The organism is Hyphomicrobiales bacterium (assembly GCA_017642935.1).
Taxonomy (GTDB): Bacteria; Pseudomonadota; Alphaproteobacteria; order Rhizobiales; family MH13; genus MH13.
In genome coordinates, this window is sequence record JAEPOK010000002.1 from 284,783 (window position 1) to 304,378 (window position 19,596).

At 59.9% G+C, this 19,596-nt stretch carries 12 protein-coding genes; 7 read left to right on the forward strand and 5 right to left on the reverse strand.

Annotated features, from left to right (window positions below; translation table 11 throughout):
- Positions 1-166: 166 nt before the first annotated feature.
- On the reverse strand, positions 167-1,186 hold the full coding sequence (locus JJ917_10780; protein ID MBO6699304.1) for a substrate-binding domain-containing protein: 1,020 nt from the start codon (positions 1,184-1,186) through the stop codon (positions 167-169).
- A 153-nt stretch (positions 1,187-1,339) separates the two neighbouring features.
- Positions 1,340-2,776 (reverse strand): hypothetical protein, encoded by a 1,437-nt coding sequence (locus tag JJ917_10785; protein ID MBO6699305.1) that lies wholly within the window; start codon positions 2,774-2,776, stop codon positions 1,340-1,342.
- Positions 2,777-2,991: 215 nt separating this feature from the next.
- Between JJ917_10785 and ppk2 the strand changes: the two genes are divergently transcribed.
- From ppk2 to JJ917_10805, 4 genes are all read left to right on the forward strand, one after another.
- Entirely contained in the window at positions 2,992-3,858 is an 867-nt protein-coding gene (gene ppk2, locus JJ917_10790) for a polyphosphate kinase 2 (protein ID MBO6699306.1), read from the forward strand.
- Positions 3,859-3,867: 9 nt separating this feature from the next.
- Positions 3,868-4,902 carry a Gfo/Idh/MocA family oxidoreductase gene (locus JJ917_10795; GenBank protein ID MBO6699307.1) on the forward strand — a complete coding sequence of 345 codons (1,035 nt, stop codon included), beginning with the start codon at positions 3,868-3,870 and terminating at the stop codon, positions 4,900-4,902.
- A gap of 35 nt (positions 4,903-4,937) precedes the next feature.
- A complete protein-coding gene (locus tag JJ917_10800; GenBank protein ID MBO6699308.1) occupies positions 4,938-6,542 on the forward strand; it encodes a peptide chain release factor 3 in 1,605 nt (534 codons plus the stop codon).
- A gap of 103 nt (positions 6,543-6,645) precedes the next feature.
- Positions 6,646-9,204, forward strand: a complete 2,559-nt coding sequence (locus tag JJ917_10805; protein MBO6699309.1) for a diguanylate cyclase — start codon at positions 6,646-6,648, stop codon at positions 9,202-9,204.
- Here JJ917_10805 and folD read toward each other — a convergent pair.
- Positions 9,201-10,076: a bifunctional methylenetetrahydrofolate dehydrogenase/methenyltetrahydrofolate cyclohydrolase FolD gene (gene folD, locus JJ917_10810; GenBank protein ID MBO6699310.1), complete on the reverse strand. Its 876-nt coding sequence runs from the start codon at positions 10,074-10,076 to the stop codon at positions 9,201-9,203. The two genes, JJ917_10805 and folD, sit on opposite strands and share 4 nt — an antisense overlap.
- 25 nt (positions 10,077-10,101) lie before the next feature.
- The gene (gene pgi / locus JJ917_10815) at positions 10,102-11,730 is read right to left on the reverse strand and encodes a glucose-6-phosphate isomerase (GenBank protein MBO6699311.1); all 1,629 of its coding nucleotides are present in this window, start codon (positions 11,728-11,730) and stop codon (positions 10,102-10,104) included.
- Positions 11,731-11,957: 227 nt separating this feature from the next.
- Between pgi and JJ917_10820 the strand changes: the two genes are divergently transcribed.
- Positions 11,958-15,713: an EAL domain-containing protein gene (locus JJ917_10820; GenBank protein ID MBO6699312.1), complete on the forward strand. Its 3,756-nt coding sequence runs from the start codon at positions 11,958-11,960 to the stop codon at positions 15,711-15,713.
- Here JJ917_10820 and JJ917_10825 read toward each other — a convergent pair.
- Complete coding sequence (locus tag JJ917_10825) at positions 15,675-16,652, reverse strand: carbohydrate kinase (protein MBO6699313.1); 978 nt, start codon at positions 16,650-16,652, stop codon at positions 15,675-15,677. The genes JJ917_10820 and JJ917_10825 overlap by 39 nt on opposite strands.
- 157 nt (positions 16,653-16,809) lie before the next feature.
- Here JJ917_10825 and JJ917_10830 point away from each other — a divergent pair, with 157 nt between their 5' ends.
- Positions 16,810-17,487, forward strand: a complete 678-nt coding sequence (locus tag JJ917_10830) for a DsbA family oxidoreductase (protein MBO6699314.1) — start codon at positions 16,810-16,812, stop codon at positions 17,485-17,487.
- A gap of 62 nt (positions 17,488-17,549) precedes the next feature.
- A complete protein-coding gene (locus tag JJ917_10835) occupies positions 17,550-19,595 on the forward strand; it encodes a M3 family metallopeptidase (GenBank protein ID MBO6699315.1) in 2,046 nt (681 codons plus the stop codon).
- Position 19,596: the final 1 nt, after the last annotated feature.

Consider the following 19,596-nt stretch of genomic DNA (forward strand, 5'->3'; position numbering starts at 1 on the left):
GAAAACGCACCACCCGGTTGGAGACCACGCGCGGGCGCGGCAGGTAAGGCATGGGCCTTGGGACCAAGACCGCGGCGCATCTTCAAGGACATGGTCCAGACACGCCAAAAACATTGGAAAGCAGCACGCACCGAGGTGATGCGCGCTGCTGCATTGGATGTGTGGATTACATGGCCGTGAACGGCGTCATCGACTGGACTTCGGCAGCCGCTTCGGCACGGGCATCAGCAGGAAGCGGGATCAGACCACGCTCAGCCAGATAGCCTTCATCGCCCCAAGCGGCCTCAGACGTGTACTCGGCAACGAACTCTTCCATGCCTGGGATCACGCCAACATGCTCAGCCTTCACATAGACGTAGAGCGACCGCGACACTGGATAGTCGCCAGAGGCGATGTTTTCAAACGTTGGGTCAACGCCATCGATGCGAGCACCTTTCACCACGTCGCCATTCTCGGCGAGGAAGGAGTAGCCGAAGATGCCGACGGCATCCGGGTTGGCCTGCAGACGCTGGACGATCAAATTATCGTTTTCGCCTGCGTCAACATAGGCGCCGTCTTCGCGCAGTTCTTCGAAGATGGCTTCGCACGTGTCGCCTTCAAAACCGGCCTCTTCGCAGCCTGGTTCCATCACGAGTTCAAGGAAGGCATCACGGGTACCTGAGGTCGGGGGAGGGCCGAGAACTTCGATGTCTGCTGATGGCAGACCTGGGTCAACGTCAGCCCATGAGACGTTCGGGTTGTCCATCAGAGCGCCATCGTCACCAGGGATCTGTTTGGCCAGCGCGAGGAACAGCTGAGCGCGGGTGAGGTCGAGGGTCGGACCATCGATGGAGTCAGCGACCACGATTCCGTCAAAGCCGACGCGCATTTCAACCGGCGTCACGCCGTTGGCGGTGCAGGATTCCAGCTCCGACGCCTTCATGCCGCGCGATGCGTTGGTGAAGTCAGGCGTGTCGGCGCCAACACCGGAGCAGAACAGGCGCATGCCACCACCGGTGCCGGTGGATTCAACGACTGGCGTTGCAAAATCCGTCTGCTGGCCAAAGCGCTCGGCGACAGCCGTGGTGAAAGGGAACACGGTGGACGAGCCAACAACTTGGATCTGGTCACGAGCATGGGCCGGTGCAGCAACCATGGCGCCGGCCATGGCAAGTGCAGCAACACTGGTGAGGGTTGCAGTTTTCACGATTCAATCTCCCTGATTGATGCTGAGGGCCGGATCGACGCGTGGATTTCTGCATGAAACCCATCAATAAGCGCGCCGCGCGACCGCAGGTGCAAAGCTTGAATGCGGGCGGACCGTAGCCCCTGCGCATGAGGGTTCTATGACAGTTATGTATCAGTCTTGTGACAGTTTAACCGGCTGTTTTTTCTCGTCTTTTATAGATTCGATCGAATCTTTGTGACGCTCGGCCATGTAAGGAAGACGCACGCTAAAGCTCGCACCTTCGCCAGGCTCGCTTTCAACCAGCAGGCGCCCACGATGACGCGCCACAATGTGTTTGACGATGGCAAGTCCAAGGCCCGTGCCACTGGCCAGCGGGTTGCTGTCCTCATGCGCGCGGTAGAAGCGCTCGGTCAGGCGCGGCAGATGTTCCGGCGCTATGCCCGGGCCGTGGTCGCGCACCTGCATCTCCACCATCCGGACGCCGCCTTCGACGGCATCGCGCAGCGCGATATCGACGCTGCCACCGCTGCCGCCATATTTGATAGCGTTCTGCAACAGGTTGATGGCGATCTGGCGCAGCTCACTGGCATCACCGCGCACCGTAGCTGGCGAAGTTGAGGGTTCAACCGCGATGGACACATTTGCGGCTTCGGCGTTTGGGCGAGCCAGATCGACAGCCTCGCGCACCGTGGTTTCGAGATTGACGCAATCGGTTGGCGTGCGGTGGGCGCGCATCTCAATACGGTTGAGCGACAGCAAATCGTCGATAAGAGCTGTCATGCGATCAGCTTGCTGGCTCATGATCGTCAGGAACCGCTCCTGACCAACCGGATCGTTTTTCGCCGGGCCTTGCAGCGTCTCAATGCAGCCACTGATCGAGGCAAGCGGCGTGCGCAGTTCGTGGCTGGCATTGGCGACGAAATCTGAGCGCATGCGTTCGGAGCGATAGGTCGCGGTGTCGTCTTCAATCACGATGACAACAAAGCGCGCCGTCTTGCCTTCGCGCCTGTCGCCAAGATCCGGCAATCCCGAGGTGCCGGTATAGGAAAAGGGGCGGATATGCAGTTGCAGCATCCGCTCCGACGGCACTTTTTCAAGAATCGGCTGGGTGCTGGCCCGACCCTCGTCGAGCGCGGCCTGAACGGCGGCCAAAACATCCGGCTCGCGCAGGCGGAACGAGAGCGGATCGCCTGGCTTGCGGATTTCCATCAACTCAGACGCCGGCGCATTGATGGTGCGGATGATGAGCCGTTGGTCGACCAGGATGACTGGTTGAGGCCAGGCGCGGATCAATTGCTCATAGCTTGGGCGCTTGGAGGTCTTAGGTTGTTTGACCGTGCGGGCCAGGGGCGAGCGCTGAGCGGCCACGGTCCCGGTCACAATCGCCGTCAGGGCCAGAAAGCCGAAGGTGAAGGCTGCTTCAGCACCATCGATCCGGCCGGACACGAGCAACACACAGACAACAACGCCGATCGCGACAATCATCCAGCGCACACGGCGCATCTGCGCCATGAACCGCTCGACCATGCTGATCGGCAGGTCGAGCGACGCCGAATCCGGCGCGTCGCTAGATGTCTGCCAAGATTGATTGTCGGGCGTAGCGGCCATTATCTTGCGTGCACTTGTCACTGTCGCCGCCCATCAACGGGCGAATCAGACCATCGGGTTCTGCTTGAATTTACTTAGCTTCTAGTCGGTGACAGGCACGTGACGCAAATGCGGCGTTTCTGGCGCCGGCGCTTGTCATGGCTGTCGCGCGCGGGCAGTCTGGCACTTTCCCGTTTCTCGCGGTGCGTCTGCGCTGCCCTTTCTGGATCACGATCATGGACTATCCCAGCGATGTGAAAGCCGCGCTTTCCGCCTTCGACCTCGACGACCCAAGCTTTCCTGAAGCGTTGGCCGACTATCAGATGCAGGATGGCGGTTACCCCTATCAAAAAAAACTGAAACGCTCCAAATACGAGGCGCGGCTGGAAGACTTGCAGATCGAGCTGGTCAAACTCCAGCGGCACATGCGCGAAACTGGGCAACGCTTGGTCTCGGTGTTCGAGGGGCGCGATGCCGCTGGCAAGGGCGGATCGATCTTCAACTTCCGCCGCTATCTCAACCCACGCCACACACATGTGGCCGCACTTTCCAAACCAACCGAAACTGAGCGCGGTCAGTGGTATTTCCAACGCTATGTTTCGCACCTGCCGACAGAGGGCAATATGACGCTCTTTGATCGCTCCTGGTACAATCGTGCCGGTGTCGAACCGGTGATGGGGTTTTGCACGCCTGAGCAGCATGCTCAGTTTTTAACAGAAGCCCCAGCCTTTGAGCGCGCCTTGGTGCGCGACGGCATGGTGTTCGTGAAATTCTGGCTGAACATTGGCCGCACAACGCAGATCAAACGCTTCCATGATCGTCGCCATGATCCGCTGAAGGTTTGGAAACTGTCCCCTATCGATCTCAAAGCGCTGTCGAAGTGGGAGGACTACACCAAGGCGCGCGATGAAATGCTGGCCCGCACCGACACAGAGCACGCACCCTGGACGATTGTGCGGATGAACGACAAACGTCGTGGACGGCTGGAGATCATTCGCCACGTTCTCACGCAGTTCGACTATGAAGGTCGCGATGATGGCGTGCTCGGCGCGCCGGATCCTGCCATTATCGGTCTGGAACCCTCCGATCTCACTGACGCCTAAGGTAATTCCATGAGTTTTAAAGCAGGTCTGGTCGGCTATGGCGCTGGCGGGCGCATCTTTCACGCGCCACTCCTTCAGGCGGCAGGTATCGATCTTGCCGCCATTGCCTCCAGCCGAGGCGACGAGATCGCGCGCGACTATCCTGGCGCAACAGCCTATCCGACTGCGCAAGACTTGTTCGGCGATACATCGCTCGACCTTGTGATCATCACAACGCCGTCACCAACGCACGCCTCGCTGGCCATCGAGGCTCTGCAGGCCGGACACAATGTGGTGGTCGACAAGCCCTTTGCCGGGTCGGTGGACGAGGCCAATCAGGTGATCGAGGCGGCCAAGACAGCCGGCAAACTGGTCAGCTGTTTCCAGAATCGGCGCTGGGACAGCGACTTCCTAACGCTGAAGGACCTGATCGCACGCGGCGTTCTTGGCGATGTGCACCACGTGCATTCCAGTTTTTCGTTCTACAAACCCGAACCGCCGGCCAGCTGGCACAATCAAGCCCTCAACGCTGTCGGCATTCACTTCGATCTGGGCACGCATTTGCTTGATCAACTGGTGCAGCTCTTCGGTATGCCCGACTGGGTCGAAGGTGAGGTGCTGACCCGACGGCCCAAAAGTGGTGTGCCTGACCGGTTGCATGCGCGGCTCGGCTATCCGGGCGTTCGGGCCATTGCTGAAGCCGATATGTTCTCGCCGGAGCACGCGCCACGCTTTGTCGTGCAAGGCACCAAGGCCGGTTGGCGCAAGGACTTTATGGATGGCCAGGAAGCGCAGTTAAAAGCTGGCATGAAAGCGCATGAGCCTGGGTTTGGCGTTGAAGCGCCGGAGAATTATGGCATGCTGACGACCTACCCCGATGGGGTCAAAACCGCAGAACGCGTGTCGCTTCTCAATGGCGAGCATCACACCTTCTATCGTTTGGTGCGTGAGGCCATCCAAAACGACACGCCGCCACCGGTGACGGGCGAAGAGGTGCGCGACGTCTTGAAGGTCATCGAGGCCGTGGTTCAATCGGGCGTAACGGGTCAGCGGGTGACGCTGTAGCTTGCGCCTGCGCCCATATGCGCTAAACGAGCGGCATGACCAAAACCACGTCCCCTTATGCCGACCAGATCGAGCAGCGGCGCACCTTCGCCATCATCTCGCACCCCGATGCCGGTAAGACCACGCTGACCGAAAAAATGCTGTTCTTCGGTGGCGCCATTCAGCTTGCCGGCGAGGTGAAAGCCAAGGGTGACCGTCGACGCACCCGTTCGGACTGGATGGATATTGAGCGCCAGCGCGGCATCTCGGTTATGACCTCGGTGATGACGTTCCGCTACGAAGGCAACATCTACAATCTGCTTGATACGCCGGGCCACGAAGACTTTTCCGAAGACACTTACCGCACGCTGTCGGCCGTTGATAGCGCCATCATGGTGATCGACGCCGCCAAAGGCATTGAGGCGCGCACGCGCAAGCTTTTTGAAGTCTGCCGCCTACGCGACATCCCGATCATCACCTTCATCAACAAGATGGATCGGGAGAGCCTGCACCCGTTCGAACTTCTGGAAGACATTGAAAACACGCTGGCGCTCGACCTGACGCCGTTCAACTGGCCCATCGGGCAGGGCAAGACCTTCGCCGGGCTTTACGACATGCGTCAAAGCGCGATCCGGCGGATCGACAATCCTGCCGGCGAACTGGAGAAGGTGAACGGTCCGGAAGACCCCAAGGTCGCCGAGCTTTTCAACGAGCATGAGCGCGAGACAGGCGTTGAAGATCTCATGCTCGCTTTAGAAGCCTCCAAACCCTTTGACGCCGACGCTTTTAATGAGGGCCATTTGTCACCAGTGCTATTTGGCTCGGCACTGCGCGAGTTCGGCGTCAAAGACCTGATCGATACGCTGGGCGCCATCGCGCCACCACCGCAAGGCCTGGAAGCTGACCTGCGGGAAGTCGCGCCAAGCGAACCGGCCATGACCGGCTTCGTCTTCAAAATTCAGGCGAATATGGACCCCAATCACCGGGATCGAATCGCGTTCATGCGCGTGTGCTCCGGAAAGCTGTCACGCGGCATGAAGGCGCGTTTGGCGCGAACCGGCAAGATGATCGGTTTGCACACACCGCAGTTCTTCTTCGCACAAGACCGAGCATTGGCTGAAGAGGCCTATGCCGGCGATGTGGTGGGGATTCCGAACCATGGCACGCTGCGCATTGGGGACACGCTGACCGAAGGTGAAGTGCTGGCGTTTCGCGGGGTCCCAAGTTTTGCGCCGGAGATTTTGCGCCGTGTGCGGTTGGAAGATCCGATGAAGGCGAAGAAACTGAAAGAAGCGCTGCAACAATTGGCCGAAGAAGGCGTCACGCAAGTGTTCACGCCTGTCGATGGATCGCCGGCGCTGGTCGGGGTTGTTGGGGCGCTTCAACTTGACGTGCTCAAAGACAGGCTGATGGCTGAATACAAACTGCCGGTCGATTTCGAGATGGCACGCTTTTCGCTGGCCCGCTGGGTGGTTTGCCAAGACAAAGCCGAATTGGCCAAGTTCGAGAACCGCCACCGCGCCTCGCTCGCCACCGATCTCGATGGCGCGTTGGTGTTCCTTGCGGCCTCGGAGTTCGACCTCACCTATGAGGGTGATCGATTTCCCGGGGTTTCGTTTGTCGATGTGAAGGATTACCAGCGCGAAGGTATCGCCGCCTAACGGTCCGCAGTTACGCGTAATTGTACCGACACATTTAACGCTTTTGGAACCACCTTCAATTACCAGTTGCACACCGTGATTACTTGGTGTGCGCCAATTGTCGATGAGCCCAAACGGCCCAAATCTTTCCAGCCTCGTGTCGAGCCATGCGCTTGCCGATGCCCATCGGCGAGCCTTGGAGTCGCATTCCATCGTTTCGATGAGCGACACCAAAGGCGTCATCACCTACGTCAATGACCGGTTTTGCGAGGTTCTGGGCTTTGCCCGCGAAGACCTGATTGGCCAGAGTTATTCGGTCATCAACAGTCGTCGCCAATCGCCAGAGTTCTTTGCAGAGCTTTGGTCGACGGTGAACTCCGGCGAGAGCTGGGAGGGCGAGGTCTGCAACCAGACCAAGGACGGTCGCTTCATCTGGTTCGACAATATTGTGGTGCCGCTTTACGACGATCACGGAAACGTTACCGGTCACTTCAGTGTTCGCAGGGACATCACCAAACGCAAAGACGCCGAGGCGGAACTGCAGCGCAATGAGCAGTTCCTGTTGGATGTGTCTGAGATTGCGCAGGTCGGCGGATGGTCACTCGATCTGCAGTCGGGATCACTCTATTGGTCCGATCAAACCAAGCGCCTGCATGATGTTCCACTGGATTACCAGCCGAAGATCGCGACGGCCATCGAGTTCTACGCCCCTGAAGCCCGGGCTGCGATCACCAATGCAGTGGAAGCCGGCATAGGCTCTGGCGAAAGCTGGGACCTTGAGCTGCCGATGATCACGGCGACAAAGCGCTCGATCTGGGTACGCGCCGTTGGCCATGCGGTGTTCGAAGACGGCCAAGCCGTGCGCCTCCTTGGTGCATTCCAGGACATCACCAAACGGAAATTGGCCGAGGATGTTCTGCGTGATGAGGTCACGCAGCGCCATTCAGCCGAACAGCTTTTGCGCGATGTGTTGGAAACACTGCCTGACGCCGTGGCCGCCTATGACGATGATGATCGGTTGATCGTCTGCAACTCGGCTTACTTGGAAACCTATGCGGCGTCCGCCGAGGCCATCGAGCCAGGCGCCACATTTGAGAGCATTTTACGGTTCGGCCTGGCGCGCGGGCAATACAGCGATGCCGGTCGTACGGCAGAAAGCCAGGAAGCCTGGCTGAAAAAGCGTTTGGAGAACCATCGCAATCCCCCCGACCAGCTCACCCAAAGACTGCATGACGGAACGTGGTTGCAGGTGCGCGAGCATATTTCCTCGGCTGGAACCACCGTTGGCGTTCGCACCGACATCACTGGCTTGAAGCGCGCCGAAACCGAGCTACGTCGGTACGCGGAAACCGACCAACTGACTGGACTTTTGAACCGCCGCAGTTTCAGCCTGCGCTTGGACGCGCTGCTTGATGAGATGATGCAAGGCGGGCGGACCAGCGGCTGCGTGGCGCTGTTCGACATCGACCATTTCAAGCCGATCAACGATGCCTATGGCCACGATGTGGGCGATGAAGTGCTTGTCGAGCTCGGCCGACGCCTGCGTGCGGTGCTTGGGCCGGACGATTTCGCGGCGCGCCTTGGTGGCGATGAGTTCATCTTCGTGCTCGCCGACCGACCAGACCGCGCTTCGTTTGAGGATGTGGTCATCCGCTTTTTTGAACGTTTGGGCGCACCGATCATGACCTTGGCCGGCAAGGTATCGGCGAGCGTTTCGCTTGGTCTGGTGGAGCTCAACGACGCGGATCTGACCAGCCGCAGCCTGATGAAATATGCTGACCTTGCCCAGTACCGCGCCAAGCAGGAAGGCCGTGGGCAATGGTATTGGTTCTCCGGCGATGATGCCGCCGACCATCGCCAGGAAGTTGAGCTGGCCAAAGCGCTTGGCGCTAACCTGCGCGAGATCGCATTCAATCTGATGCCGATCGCGGGCGCTGATGACGGCGCGGCGCTTGGTTTCTCTGTCGATCCATCCTGGTCGCATGAGGGCAAAGTATACGACGCCGATGCTCTGTTCCGCTTGGCGCAGAAATCAGGCCAGGTCGCAAACCTCTTCACCCAAGCCATGGAAACGGCGATGGCGGCCATTGGCGATGCCCAGGCGCGTGGCGCCGAAACCGGCCAGTTGTGGATCAGTTCAAGCGCCGACCATATGAAACTGGAGCCGTTCGTCTCCACCGTAGAACGATTCCGCACGCAAAACGGTCTCGATGCGCCCTCGCTCACGTTTGCCGTCGATGAGGCTGCGCTGACCGACCGGTCGGCTACAGCTATCGAGAAGACCTTCCTTACCCTCGGCGAGCATGGTTACCGCGTGGCGATCGACCACTTCGGCTCGCATGCCTCATCCTTGGCGACCATGGAACGCCTTGGTGTGCACGCTGTTCGGTTTGATCCAACGCTTACCGATGCGCTTGCCGATCCTGAGGCCGATGATCGTTTGGTGCGCGGGTTGGTGGCCATGGCGTCCGCGCTCGACATCGATATTTTGGCCTGCCACGTTGCCGATCCGCGCCACGCTGCGCGCCTTGCCGATCTCGGATTTGCCGCCCTTCAGGGCCCGCTCATCGGTGACCCTGTCGGAACCAATGATCTTGCGATGCATCTTGTCGAGACGGCGCGCCGTCGTCTCTCGTCGGTGCTAGGCGATCGCACCATGGGATCGGACAAAAGCGCTGCCTAGCGGGCGCTGCTTCTCGCCCTCGCTTCGGCGGCCTTCAGCGTGTTGGCCATCAGCATGGCAATGGTCATCGGGCCAACGCCGCCAGGAACCGGCGTCAGAGCGCCGGCAACAGGTTGAACCGCATCGAAATCAACGTCGCCAACCAGTTGGCTGGTTCCAAGGTTTTGATCTTCGATGCGGTTGATCCCAACATCGATGACCGTCGCGCCAGGCTTCACCCAATCGGCGCCAACCATTTGCGGGCGCCCGACAGCCGCCACCAAAATGTCGGCACTGCGTGCCAAACCGGCGATATCCTTGGTGCGGCTGTGGGCGACGGTGACGGTGGCGTTCGCGGCCAAGAGCAGATGGCTGATCGGTCGACCAACGATGGTGGAACGACCGAGCACGACGGCCGATAGTCCTGACAGATCCTTGCCATGGACAGTGCGGATCATGTGCATGATACCCGCCGGGGTGCAGGGGATCAGTGGGTTGTCGATATCGCCGGAGGCCAAGCGGCCGGCATTGACCGGATGGAAGCCGTCAACGTCCTTGGCTGGATCGATGGCGTTCAGCACTGCATCAGCGCTGATATGGTCCGGCAAGGGAAGCTGAACCAAGATGCCGTCAACGTTGTCGTCGGCGTTGAGCTGATCGACGGTCGCCAATAGTTCCTCTTGCGACAGTTCGGCAGACTTGCGGATGGTGACTGAATGGAAGCCGCATTTGGCCGCCATTTTGCCTTTCGAGCGCACATAAACCTGGCTCGCGGCGTCCTCGCCGACCAACACCACGGCCAGGCCCGGTTGGCGCTTATGCTCCTGCGTGAAGCGCGCCGCAACGTCGGCGACGGCATCGGTCACGCCACGGGCAAGCGCCTTTCCGTCAATGAGATTTGCTCGATCGGCCAAGATGTTAGTCCTTATCCAACAGGGCTTCGATCAGGCCTCGCGTTGAGGGGTCGAAGGCGGCTGCGAGGCGGCGATCGGAAAGCGCCGGCGTGATTTGTTTCGCCAACTGCTTACCAAGTTCCACACCCCATTGGTCAAAAGCGTTGATGCCCCACAGCACGCTCTCGACGAACACTTTGTGCTCGTAAAGCGCGATCAGTTTGCCAAGCGTCTCTGGGTCCAGGTGGTCATATACAATCGTCGTGGAGGGCCGATCGCCTGGGAAGGTGCGGTGCGGTGCCAAACGATCGATCTCATTCGGTGCAATGCCGTCTTCGACCATTTCCGCACGGGTTTCTTCTAGCGTTCGCCCAAGCGCCAGGGCACGGGTCTGCGCCAATGCGTTGGCGAGCAGGTGCGTGTGGTGGACGTCGGCGCGACCTGGCACGGCCTCACCAACGACCGACGTGCCGACCAGAACGTCAAGCCCGACGACATCGTGGCCCTGATGGAACAGTTGGAAGAAAGAGTGTTGGGCGTTGGTGCCTGGCTCGCCAAAAACCAGCATACCAGTCGCATCCACTGTGGCAGTGCCATCGATCCGCACGCGCTTGCCATTGGACTCCATGTCCATCTGCTGAAGGTAGGCCGGAAAGCGCGCCAGACGCTCCTCATAGGGAATGACGGCATGGCCAACCAGCCCTTGGCCGTTGCGGCGCCAAACGCCGATCAAGGCGAGAATCGCCGGCAGATTGTCGGCAAGCGGCGCCTCGGCGAAATGCAGGTCCATCGCATGGGCGCCGGCCAGAAAGGCCTCGAAACGGTCGGCGCCGATTGCGATGGCCAGCGGCAGCCCGATGGCCGACCACAGCGAATAGCGTCCGCCAACATAGTCCCAAAAGCCGAAGACTCGCGCCTCGTCGATGCCAAAGGCTTTGGTTGCCTTGGCATTGGTGGACAGCGCGGCCAGATGCCCTCCAACGCCCTCCTCTCCTACCGCTTCAACCAGCCAGGCGCGCACGGTTTCCGCGTTCGTCAGCGTTTCCAGCGTGGTGAAGGTTTTTGAGGCGACCAGAACCAACGTGCGCTGGGGATCGAGGCCCTTCAGAACGTCCGTCGCGTGTGCGCCATCGACATTGGAAAGAAAATGCACCTGAGGCCCATCGCAAAATGGCGCCAGCGCTCGAACCGCCATGGCCGGTCCAAGGTCCGACCCGCCGATCCCGATATTGATTACATGGGTGAACGGTTCGCCATCCGATGCTGTAATGGCGCCAGATCGCACACCCTCGGCGAACAGTAAAAAGCGAGACTTTTCAGCGGCGATTTCATGCCGAACGTCTGACGGCGCTGCTTCGCCGCCGCGCAAAGCTGTGTGCCGCACCGCGCGGTTCTCGGTGGCGTTGATCGGGTCGCCACGCAGCATGGCATCGCGCATGCCTGTAACGTCGCGATCTTGGGCAAGTGTCAGCAGTTGATGCCAGGCCTCCTCGTCGAGCTTCTCCTTCGACCAATCGATCAAAACGCCGCAAGCAGTTCGGCTGAAACGGGAAAAGCGGTCCAAATCGTCCTGCAGAAGGCTGCGAAGATGCGTTGCGGCCATCCGCTCGGCATGCGGAGCCAGCAGGTCAGACAAGGATGTTTGCTCAGACATCGGAGGTCCGTTTTTTCGGAATTTGGAAGTGCTCCGGGCGTGTTTGCATGGCCGGTTCCTGAGGGCAAGCGACAACACGATTGGCTCAACGACAGACCGCGGAAATGGCAGCCGGCTCACTAGAGAACATGCCGCTGCGTAAACCTATGAAATCGCCGCCTTTTTCATCCGCCGTTCACCAGTCCCTAAGACTTGTGTGGAAAAGCTGGTGAGCTGATGGAGGACACTTGACCGATACGCTCGTCTCGCTGGTGCGGCAACTGGGGCCACGCGACCATCTCCGATTCCCGGAGCTGGCACGGATCAGTGCGTGCATTGACGGGTACGCGGACGGCGCTCCGCCCTCCTTGGAAACCTTCATCGCGGCCCTTGGTGATCAAGCTGAACAAGTAACGATCGCCTATGAACGCGATGATGGTAGCTACCAGTATCGGCACTTTGGCGAGCATTTGGCGAGCGATGCCGGGTTCGACATGACCGGTAAGTCGACCGCCGATTTCGACACCATTACACGCCATCACATCGAAGCCAGCTTCCAAGCGACCAAAGAGAGCGGTGTCGCTTTAAGCACCATCATGGAGGCGGCCCCCGGTTCGCTGGTGAACAGTTGGCAGCGCGTCGTTTTCCCCGTCGAACTCGACAGCGGTCAGCACATGCTCACTATGGTCAAGCCGCTCTTCAAAGCACTGGACGCTATCCATGCGCGCCGCGATGACGTGGCGGTGTGCGTGGTGCCGCTGCGCGCATCGGCCGACGAACGCGCCTACTCGTTGGCGACCACTGAGCCACTTGAACGCTATCTCGGCGCCATCGACCTCTCGCCGATCGAGGCCTTTGTCACAGGCGTCGACATGCCGGCAGAAACGCCTGCTGTCGGCACACTGATTGCCACTCAGTCGCTTGAACTGACCGATGCAAAGAGTCATCCGCTGGCGCTCGTGCTCGACATGGTGCACGGGTTTACGACACCGTTCCTGGTGGTTCTGAACGCGACGGGGGCGACGCAGACCAACGATCAGCTTCGCTCCACCACCCATCTGCTGAAGGCCAGTTTCGAGCTCGGCCGGCTTGGTTCGTGGATCAACTCTGGGCGCGAAGACGGCCGGTTCCGGATCGCCCAGGAACTGGCAACCATGATGGGCGTGACCATCGATCGTGATGGGCTTGTCGACCTGGAAGAGTTGCGCGCGCTCTACGACGATGATTTGCGCGAGGCGACACAGAAAGCGGTCGAAGATTGCTGGGAGAACGGCACCAGCTATGTGCTTGAAGGCGGGATGACCCGCACAGATGGCGAGAAGATCCAGGTGCGCATCTCCGGCAGCCCGATGCGCGACGAGGCCGGTCGCATCATCAGCCTGTTCGGCTTGGTTCAGGACATCACAGCCGAACAGGCGGCGCGTGACCAGTTGCGCGAAAGCGAGGAACGTTTTCGCGATTTTGCTGCATCGGCCGGCGACTGGTGCTGGGAAACCGACGAGAAACATCGGTTTGTAGATTTCACCCAAAGCATTGATCCGGCGAGCCGTGAACTACAGGCGAAATATGTCGGCAAGACGCGTCTTGATTTCCGCGTCGTCGAAGAAGACCGGCACATCATCGAGGCCCATTTCGAGGATCTGGAAGCGCGCCGCGAGTTTAGCGACTTGGTCTATCGGATTCACTCCGAAGCCAATGACGACCAGATCTATACGCTGCAAATCTCCGGCAAGCCCCGCTTCGACGATGACGGCACCTTCCTTGGCTATCGCGGTACGGCCCGCAACATCACCGACAAGGTCGAGGTCGAGCACGAAAACCGAGAAAACCAGCTGGCGCTGAAAACCGCGCAGTCGATCGCCAAGCTTGGGCACTGGATCACCGACATGAACAGTCGGACGACACGTTGGTCGGACGGGCTGATCGCCCTACTCGGGTTTCACACCGATCCAGCCAAGGCTGAGCAGGAGGCATCAGTCAACGCAGACATTGACCCTAACCAGTTTCAGATGCCGTCCTGGCGTGAGCTCCTGTCGCGCATTCACCGCGACGACCGCACCGCCTTTAACGCCTGCCTACGTCGCGCCGCCGATGGCGAACGGGTCGAGCCGCTTGATATTCGCTACTTCCTGCCGGAAGCCCGTTCAGCCCGCCATTTTCGCATCATGATGCGCTTGAAAGAGGCGACCTCCAGCCACGGACCGCAATTGATGGGCGTGGCGCAGGACATCAGCACGCTCAAGCGCGCCCAGGAGGAACTGGAAAAGCGCAGTGCCACCCTCTCCGAAGCCCAAGAGATGGGCGGCATCGGCGATTGGCAGTTTGAGCTCGCAACCGGAAAGGTGACTTGGTCGAAGCACCTCTACACTATATTAGGTCTTGATCCGGAACAGTTCATTCCGACGCCAAAAGCCATTTTCTCGCTGTGTGGACCGGAGGACTGCGAGGCTATACGCGCTGAACACAGCGCTGCCTTGGAAGGCAAACCGTCCTCCAGCATCGATGTGCAAGCGCGACGCGGTGACGGCACGTTCGGCTACTATACGATGATGTCCAAACCGCTTTTCGACGAACATGGCGCGATCAGCGGCCTGTTCGGCACGGTGCAGGACATCACCGACCGCAAGCATTCTGAAAAACAGCTGCGTAACCTTGCCTTTTTCGATCCGCTCACCGGCCTTGCCAATCGCGCGCTGTTCTCGCGCGAGTTGCGCGATGTGATGTTCGGTGTGCAGGCCAAAGGCGGGTCTGCGGCGCTGTTTTTGCTCGACCTTGATCACTTCAAAGAGGTCAACGACACGCTCGGCCATGCCGCCGGCGATGAGCTTTTGCGCACCGTTGCCCGCATCTTGAAAGAGCATGTCGACGATCGTGGTTTTGTTGCCCGCTTGGGTGGCGATGAGTTTGCCGTCATCATTCGCAATTATCGCAGCTATGATTGCCTCAATCGCTTTGCCAACAGCATCGTCGACCGGTTGATGGGCGTTCTGAAGCTGGAGCGTGGCGAGGTGCTGACCGGCACGAGCCTTGGCATCGCGCTGATCCCCCAGGATGGTGGCGATGCGGAAGCTGCCCTGCGCAATGCCGATTTGGCGCTCTACATGGCCAAGGATGAGGGCCGGGGCAAAGCGCTGTTCTTCACACCCAATATGAGCCATTCGGTTCAGGCGCGCCTCAACCTTGCTCGCGATCTGCGTTTGGCGATCGAGAATGATGATCTGGAAACGCGTTACCAAGGGCAAATTCATCTGACGACCGGCAAGGTGGTTGGGTTTGAGACCTTGGTGCGTTGGAAACATCCGGTGCGCGGCTACATCTCACCAGCCGAATTCATTCCTGTGGCCGAAAGTTCGAGCCTCATTTGCGATATCGGGCTTTGGGTGCTGCGCGATGCCTGCCGCACCGGCAAGGCATGGCTCGACGCCGGGGAGCCCGAGCGGATGATTTCGGTGAACGTTTCAGCCGCCCAAATCTGGCAGTCGGACTTTGAAGATGACGTCATCGCAATCATCGAAGAGACCGGTTACCCGCCACGGCTGCTTTGCCTGGAGCTGACCGAAAGTGTGTTCGCCGACCATGGCGAAGGACGGGTGCGCAAAGCCCTGGCCCGCTTTAAAGAAGCTGGCATTCGACTTGCCGTTGATGACTTTGGCACCGGTTATTCCTCGCTGGGCTATCTCAACGACCTACCCTTTGATGAGCTGAAAATCGATCGCTGCTTCGTTGCCGGCGTGCATCAAGCGCCGGAAAAAGCACGGCTCCTGCAAGGCATCATCGCGCTTGGTCGCGGCCTTGGCATGAGCGTAATCGGCGAAGGCGCTGAGGAGGATGGCGAGATCGCGATGCTGCGCGCCTATGGCTGCGACCTGGTGCAGGGCTTTGCCTATATGCGCCCTGAAACCGCCGAGGAAGCGTTGGGCTGTGCCGAGCAGTTGGAGTTCCGCCTCGCCGAAGCTGCCAACCAGCTAACGGTTGTGGGCGAACCGCTCAAACAAACGGGTTGAGATCGCTGCTTCAAGATCGCCGGCCGCTGGAATAACCGGCCCTCGCTGGGCACAAATGCGTGCGGCAACCGCGACGGCAGCTTCAGCGATATCCACCAGAGCCTCGAAGGCTGCTGTGCGCGCTCGCAACGCTTTTGCGTTTTCCGGTCGCGATGCCCAAGCGATCAGCGTCGCCTGGAAGGAGTCACCGGCGCCCACCGTGTCGACGACCTCGACCTGCGGCGCGACGATTGTCTGCCGCCTATCGCCGCGAATGACCGTCACGCCTTGATGGCCCAGCGTCAGGTATACCGGCGCACCGGTGAGAGTGGACAGGTCGCGAGCATAAGCCTCCGGATCAGCGCCTGGCGCCAGAAACGCGATGTCTTCATCGGACAGTTTGATGATATCGGCGCGCCGATAGAGCGGATCGAGACGCCGACGCCAGACCTCGACATCGGGATCGACCATCGGGCGCACATTGGGATCGAGCGTCAGCAGGCTGTCGGCGGGCAAACGTTCCACCAGAGTTGCCAACGTATCGGCCAATGGCGGCGTCACCAGGCTGTAAGACCCTAGGTGCAGCAGGCTCGGCAGTTGCGGCAGAACGGCCAGATCCTCCAGCGTGATGTCCACATCCGCCGTCGATTGGCCGTAATAGCTGTAGGTCGGCTGACCATCCTCAGCGAGCGCGATCAGCATCAAGGGCACGAGGTTTGGCTTACGGACGATGGCGTCAGCGCGCACGCCAGCGGCGGTTAGGATTTCCGCTTGGCGATCGCCCATTTGACCTTCGGCGATCCCACCAAAAAAACGAGGTGCGAATCCTAAACGCCCAAGCCCGCACGCGACGTTGAAGGGTGATCCGCCGGTGACCGCATCGAGCCCAATCTGCGAGGCTTCTGCTGCGCCCATCTTGGGGAACACATCGTAGAGTGCCTCGCCAGCAATCGTAATCAAGGGAACGCCTCCTTTAGCCGACCATGCGGGCAGGTGGCAGACCTTCTAAACGTCGCACCACCGAGCGCAAGGCCCTGGCGCGCGGGATTGACGACTGACTGGGCTTTTGGCTGCCAGGTCGCTAGGGTCGCGTCAAAGATTCCCCAGGAGCCAAACTTTGACATCCTCCACGCACACGCTTTCGATCGTCTCCGATTTCGTCTGCCCATGGTGCTACATCGGCAAGGCGCGCCTTGACGCGGCGCTCGACAAGATTCCCGCTGAGCAACGGCCGCAGTTGCGCTATCTGCCGTTCAAGCTGAATCCGGCTATGCCCGATGAAGGCATGGCGCGGGCGGACTATCGTGAGCAGAAATTTGGCTCGCTTGAGCGATCCGAAGAGCTGGACGCGCAGGTCCGTCAGGCCGCCGAGGAAAGCGGCGTCGCCATTCATCACGACAAGATGGAACGTACGCCCAACACGGTCAAAGCGCACATGCTGATGGCGATGGCATCGAGCCTAAAGGGCGAGAAGGGTGATGCTTCGATTGCCCTGGCCGACCTGCTCTTCAACGCCTATTTCACCGAGGGCGAAGATATTGGCGAGGATGAGGTTCTCTTGCGCCTTGGCGAAGAGGCCGGCCTGCCGCGCGAGGTTGCCTCGGCAGCCCTAAACGATCAGGAACTGCGCTCAGCCACCGACAATCTTGCAGATGGGCTCGCCGGCCAAGGCGTAAACGGCGTGCCGACGTTGCTACTTGATCAACATTTTTTGATTTCCGGCGCGGTGCCGAGCGATGATCTTGTGCGGATCATTCCCGAAGCGATTGGGATCTTGGAAAAAGCCGGCACGTAGTTCTTGCCGCAACTGTTTTACCACCCACATCCGCCAAACATGCAACGCGCCACGAGGCCTTTATGACCAGCAATCCGTTTCTTCAAGACTGGCAGACCCCGTTTGAGGTTCCGCCCTTTGCCGACATCACGGCGGAGCATTATGGCCCAGCACTGGACAAGGCCTTTGAAGACCATCTGGCCGAGGTCGAGGCCATCGCCAGCACCACCGATCCGGTGACCTTTCAGAACACCATCGATGCCCTGGAACTGGCCGGTGAGCTGCTGCGCAAAACCTCGGCTGTCTTCTACAATCTGGCGGGATCGCACACCAACGATGCGCTGCAAGCCCTGGAACGCGAGCTTGCCCCCAAAATGGCCAAACACAGCCAGGCGGTCAGCCTGCACGAAGGCCTGTTTGCGCGCATCGAACAATTGTGGGCGACCAAGGACACGCTTGACCTGTCCGGCGAACAGGCGCGGGTTCTTGACCTGACGCGCAAAGGCTTTGTGCGCGCTGGCGCTCTCTTGGAGGGCGCGGAGCGAGAACGGATCAAAGAGATCGGCCAGCGGCTTGCGGTGCTTGCCACCCAGTTCTCCCAGAACGTACTCGCCGATGAGCAGGTTGAGGCCCTCCACCTCACCGACAAGGTCGATCTGGCTGGCCTCGCGCCGTCGCTCGTGGCTGCAGCGGCTGAAGCGGCCAAGGAGCGCGGCAAGGAGGGGTGGGTGATCACCCTCTCACGATCCTTGATTGAACCATTCCTCATTCAATCGACGCGGCGCGATCTGCGCGAAGCAGCTTTCGCGCAATGGACGTCGCGCGGCGAGCGCGGCGGCGAGACCGACAACCGAGCGATTGCCCAGGAGACGCTGGCCCTACGCCAAGAGCGGGCAAAACTTCTGGGGTATGAGACTTACGCGCACTACAAGCTTGAAAACGAGATGGCCAAGGATCCGTCGGCTGTGCGCAGGCTGCTCGATAATGTCTGGGAACCGGCGCGCGAGATGGCGCTTGCCGACCAAGCCAAGCTCGAAGAACTCGCCGCTAGCGAAGGCGCCAACATTCAGTTAGAGGCCTGGGATTGGCGTCACTTCAGCGAGAAACGCCGGCAGGCGGAGTTTGCGATTTCCGACGATGAGGTGAAGCCCTATTTCACGCTCGATGCGATGGTCGAGGCTGCTTTTGCGACGGCCAATCGTCTGTTTGGTCTCTCCTTTAAGCAGCGTCATGACATCCCGACCTATCATGAGGACGTGCGAACCTATGAGGTTCTTGGACCGTCCGGCGAGCATGTGGCGGTGTTTTTGGGAGACTATTATGGACGCATGTCCAAGCGCTCGGGCGCCTGGATGAGCGCCTTTCGCGGCCAGCGAAAACTGGGGGAAGACGTCCGCCCGATCATCGTCAATGTGATGAACTTCGCCAAGCCGCCGGCAGGCGAGAACGCGCTGCTGACGCTCGATGATGTGCGCACCTTGTTCCACGAGTTCGGCCACGCGCTTCACGGCATGCTGTCGAATGTGACTTACCCCTCGGTGGCCGGGACATCCGTCGCGCGGGACTTCGTCGAACTGCCCTCTCAGCTTTACGAGCATTGGTTGATGGTCCCCGACATTTTGCGCGAACACGCGCGCCACGCGCAAACTGGCGAGGTCATTCCCAACGATCTGATCGAGCGTCTGACGGCGGCGTCTAAATATGATCAAGGGTTTGTCACGGTGGAATATGTCGCTTCGGCCATGGTCGATCTCGACATGCATGATGGAACGACTAACGGGGCGACAGATCTTCTGGCCGCTGAGGCGCAAACGTTGGAGCGCATCGGCATGCCGCGCGCCATCACCATGCGGCATCGCAGTCCGCATTTTCAGCACATCTTTTCCGGTGGCAGCTATGCGTCAGGCTATTACAGCTACCTCTGGTCGGAGGTGATGGATGCCGATGCGTTCGCTGCCTTCAAGGAGGCCGGATCGCCGTTCGACGCCAATGTGGCCGACAAGCTCAAAACCTACATCTTCGCTGCCGGCGGTGCGACTGACCCTGCCGACCTTTACACCGCGTTCAGAGGGCGGATGCCGACGGTGGATGCGTTGCTGGCAAAGCGCGGGCTCGACAAAGCCGCTTAGC

What these genes read in the sequence shown, in the direction of transcription:
- JJ917_10800 (MBO6699308.1), top strand. Translation starts at nt 4,938, where the DNA reads ATGACCAAAACCACGTCCCCTTATGCCGACCAGATCGAGCAGCGGCGC.
- JJ917_10785 (MBO6699305.1), bottom strand. Translation starts at nt 2,776, where the DNA reads ATGGCCGCTACGCCCGACAATCAATCTTGGCAGACATCTAGCGACGCG.
- JJ917_10835 (MBO6699315.1), top strand. Translation starts at nt 17,550, where the DNA reads ATGACCAGCAATCCGTTTCTTCAAGACTGGCAGACCCCGTTTGAGGTT.
- JJ917_10805 (MBO6699309.1), top strand. Translation starts at nt 6,646, where the DNA reads ATGAGCCCAAACGGCCCAAATCTTTCCAGCCTCGTGTCGAGCCATGCG.
- pgi (MBO6699311.1), bottom strand. Translation starts at nt 11,730, where the DNA reads ATGTCTGAGCAAACATCCTTGTCTGACCTGCTGGCTCCGCATGCCGAG.
- JJ917_10795 (MBO6699307.1), top strand. Translation starts at nt 3,868, where the DNA reads ATGAGTTTTAAAGCAGGTCTGGTCGGCTATGGCGCTGGCGGGCGCATC.
- ppk2 (MBO6699306.1), top strand. Translation starts at nt 2,992, where the DNA reads ATGGACTATCCCAGCGATGTGAAAGCCGCGCTTTCCGCCTTCGACCTC.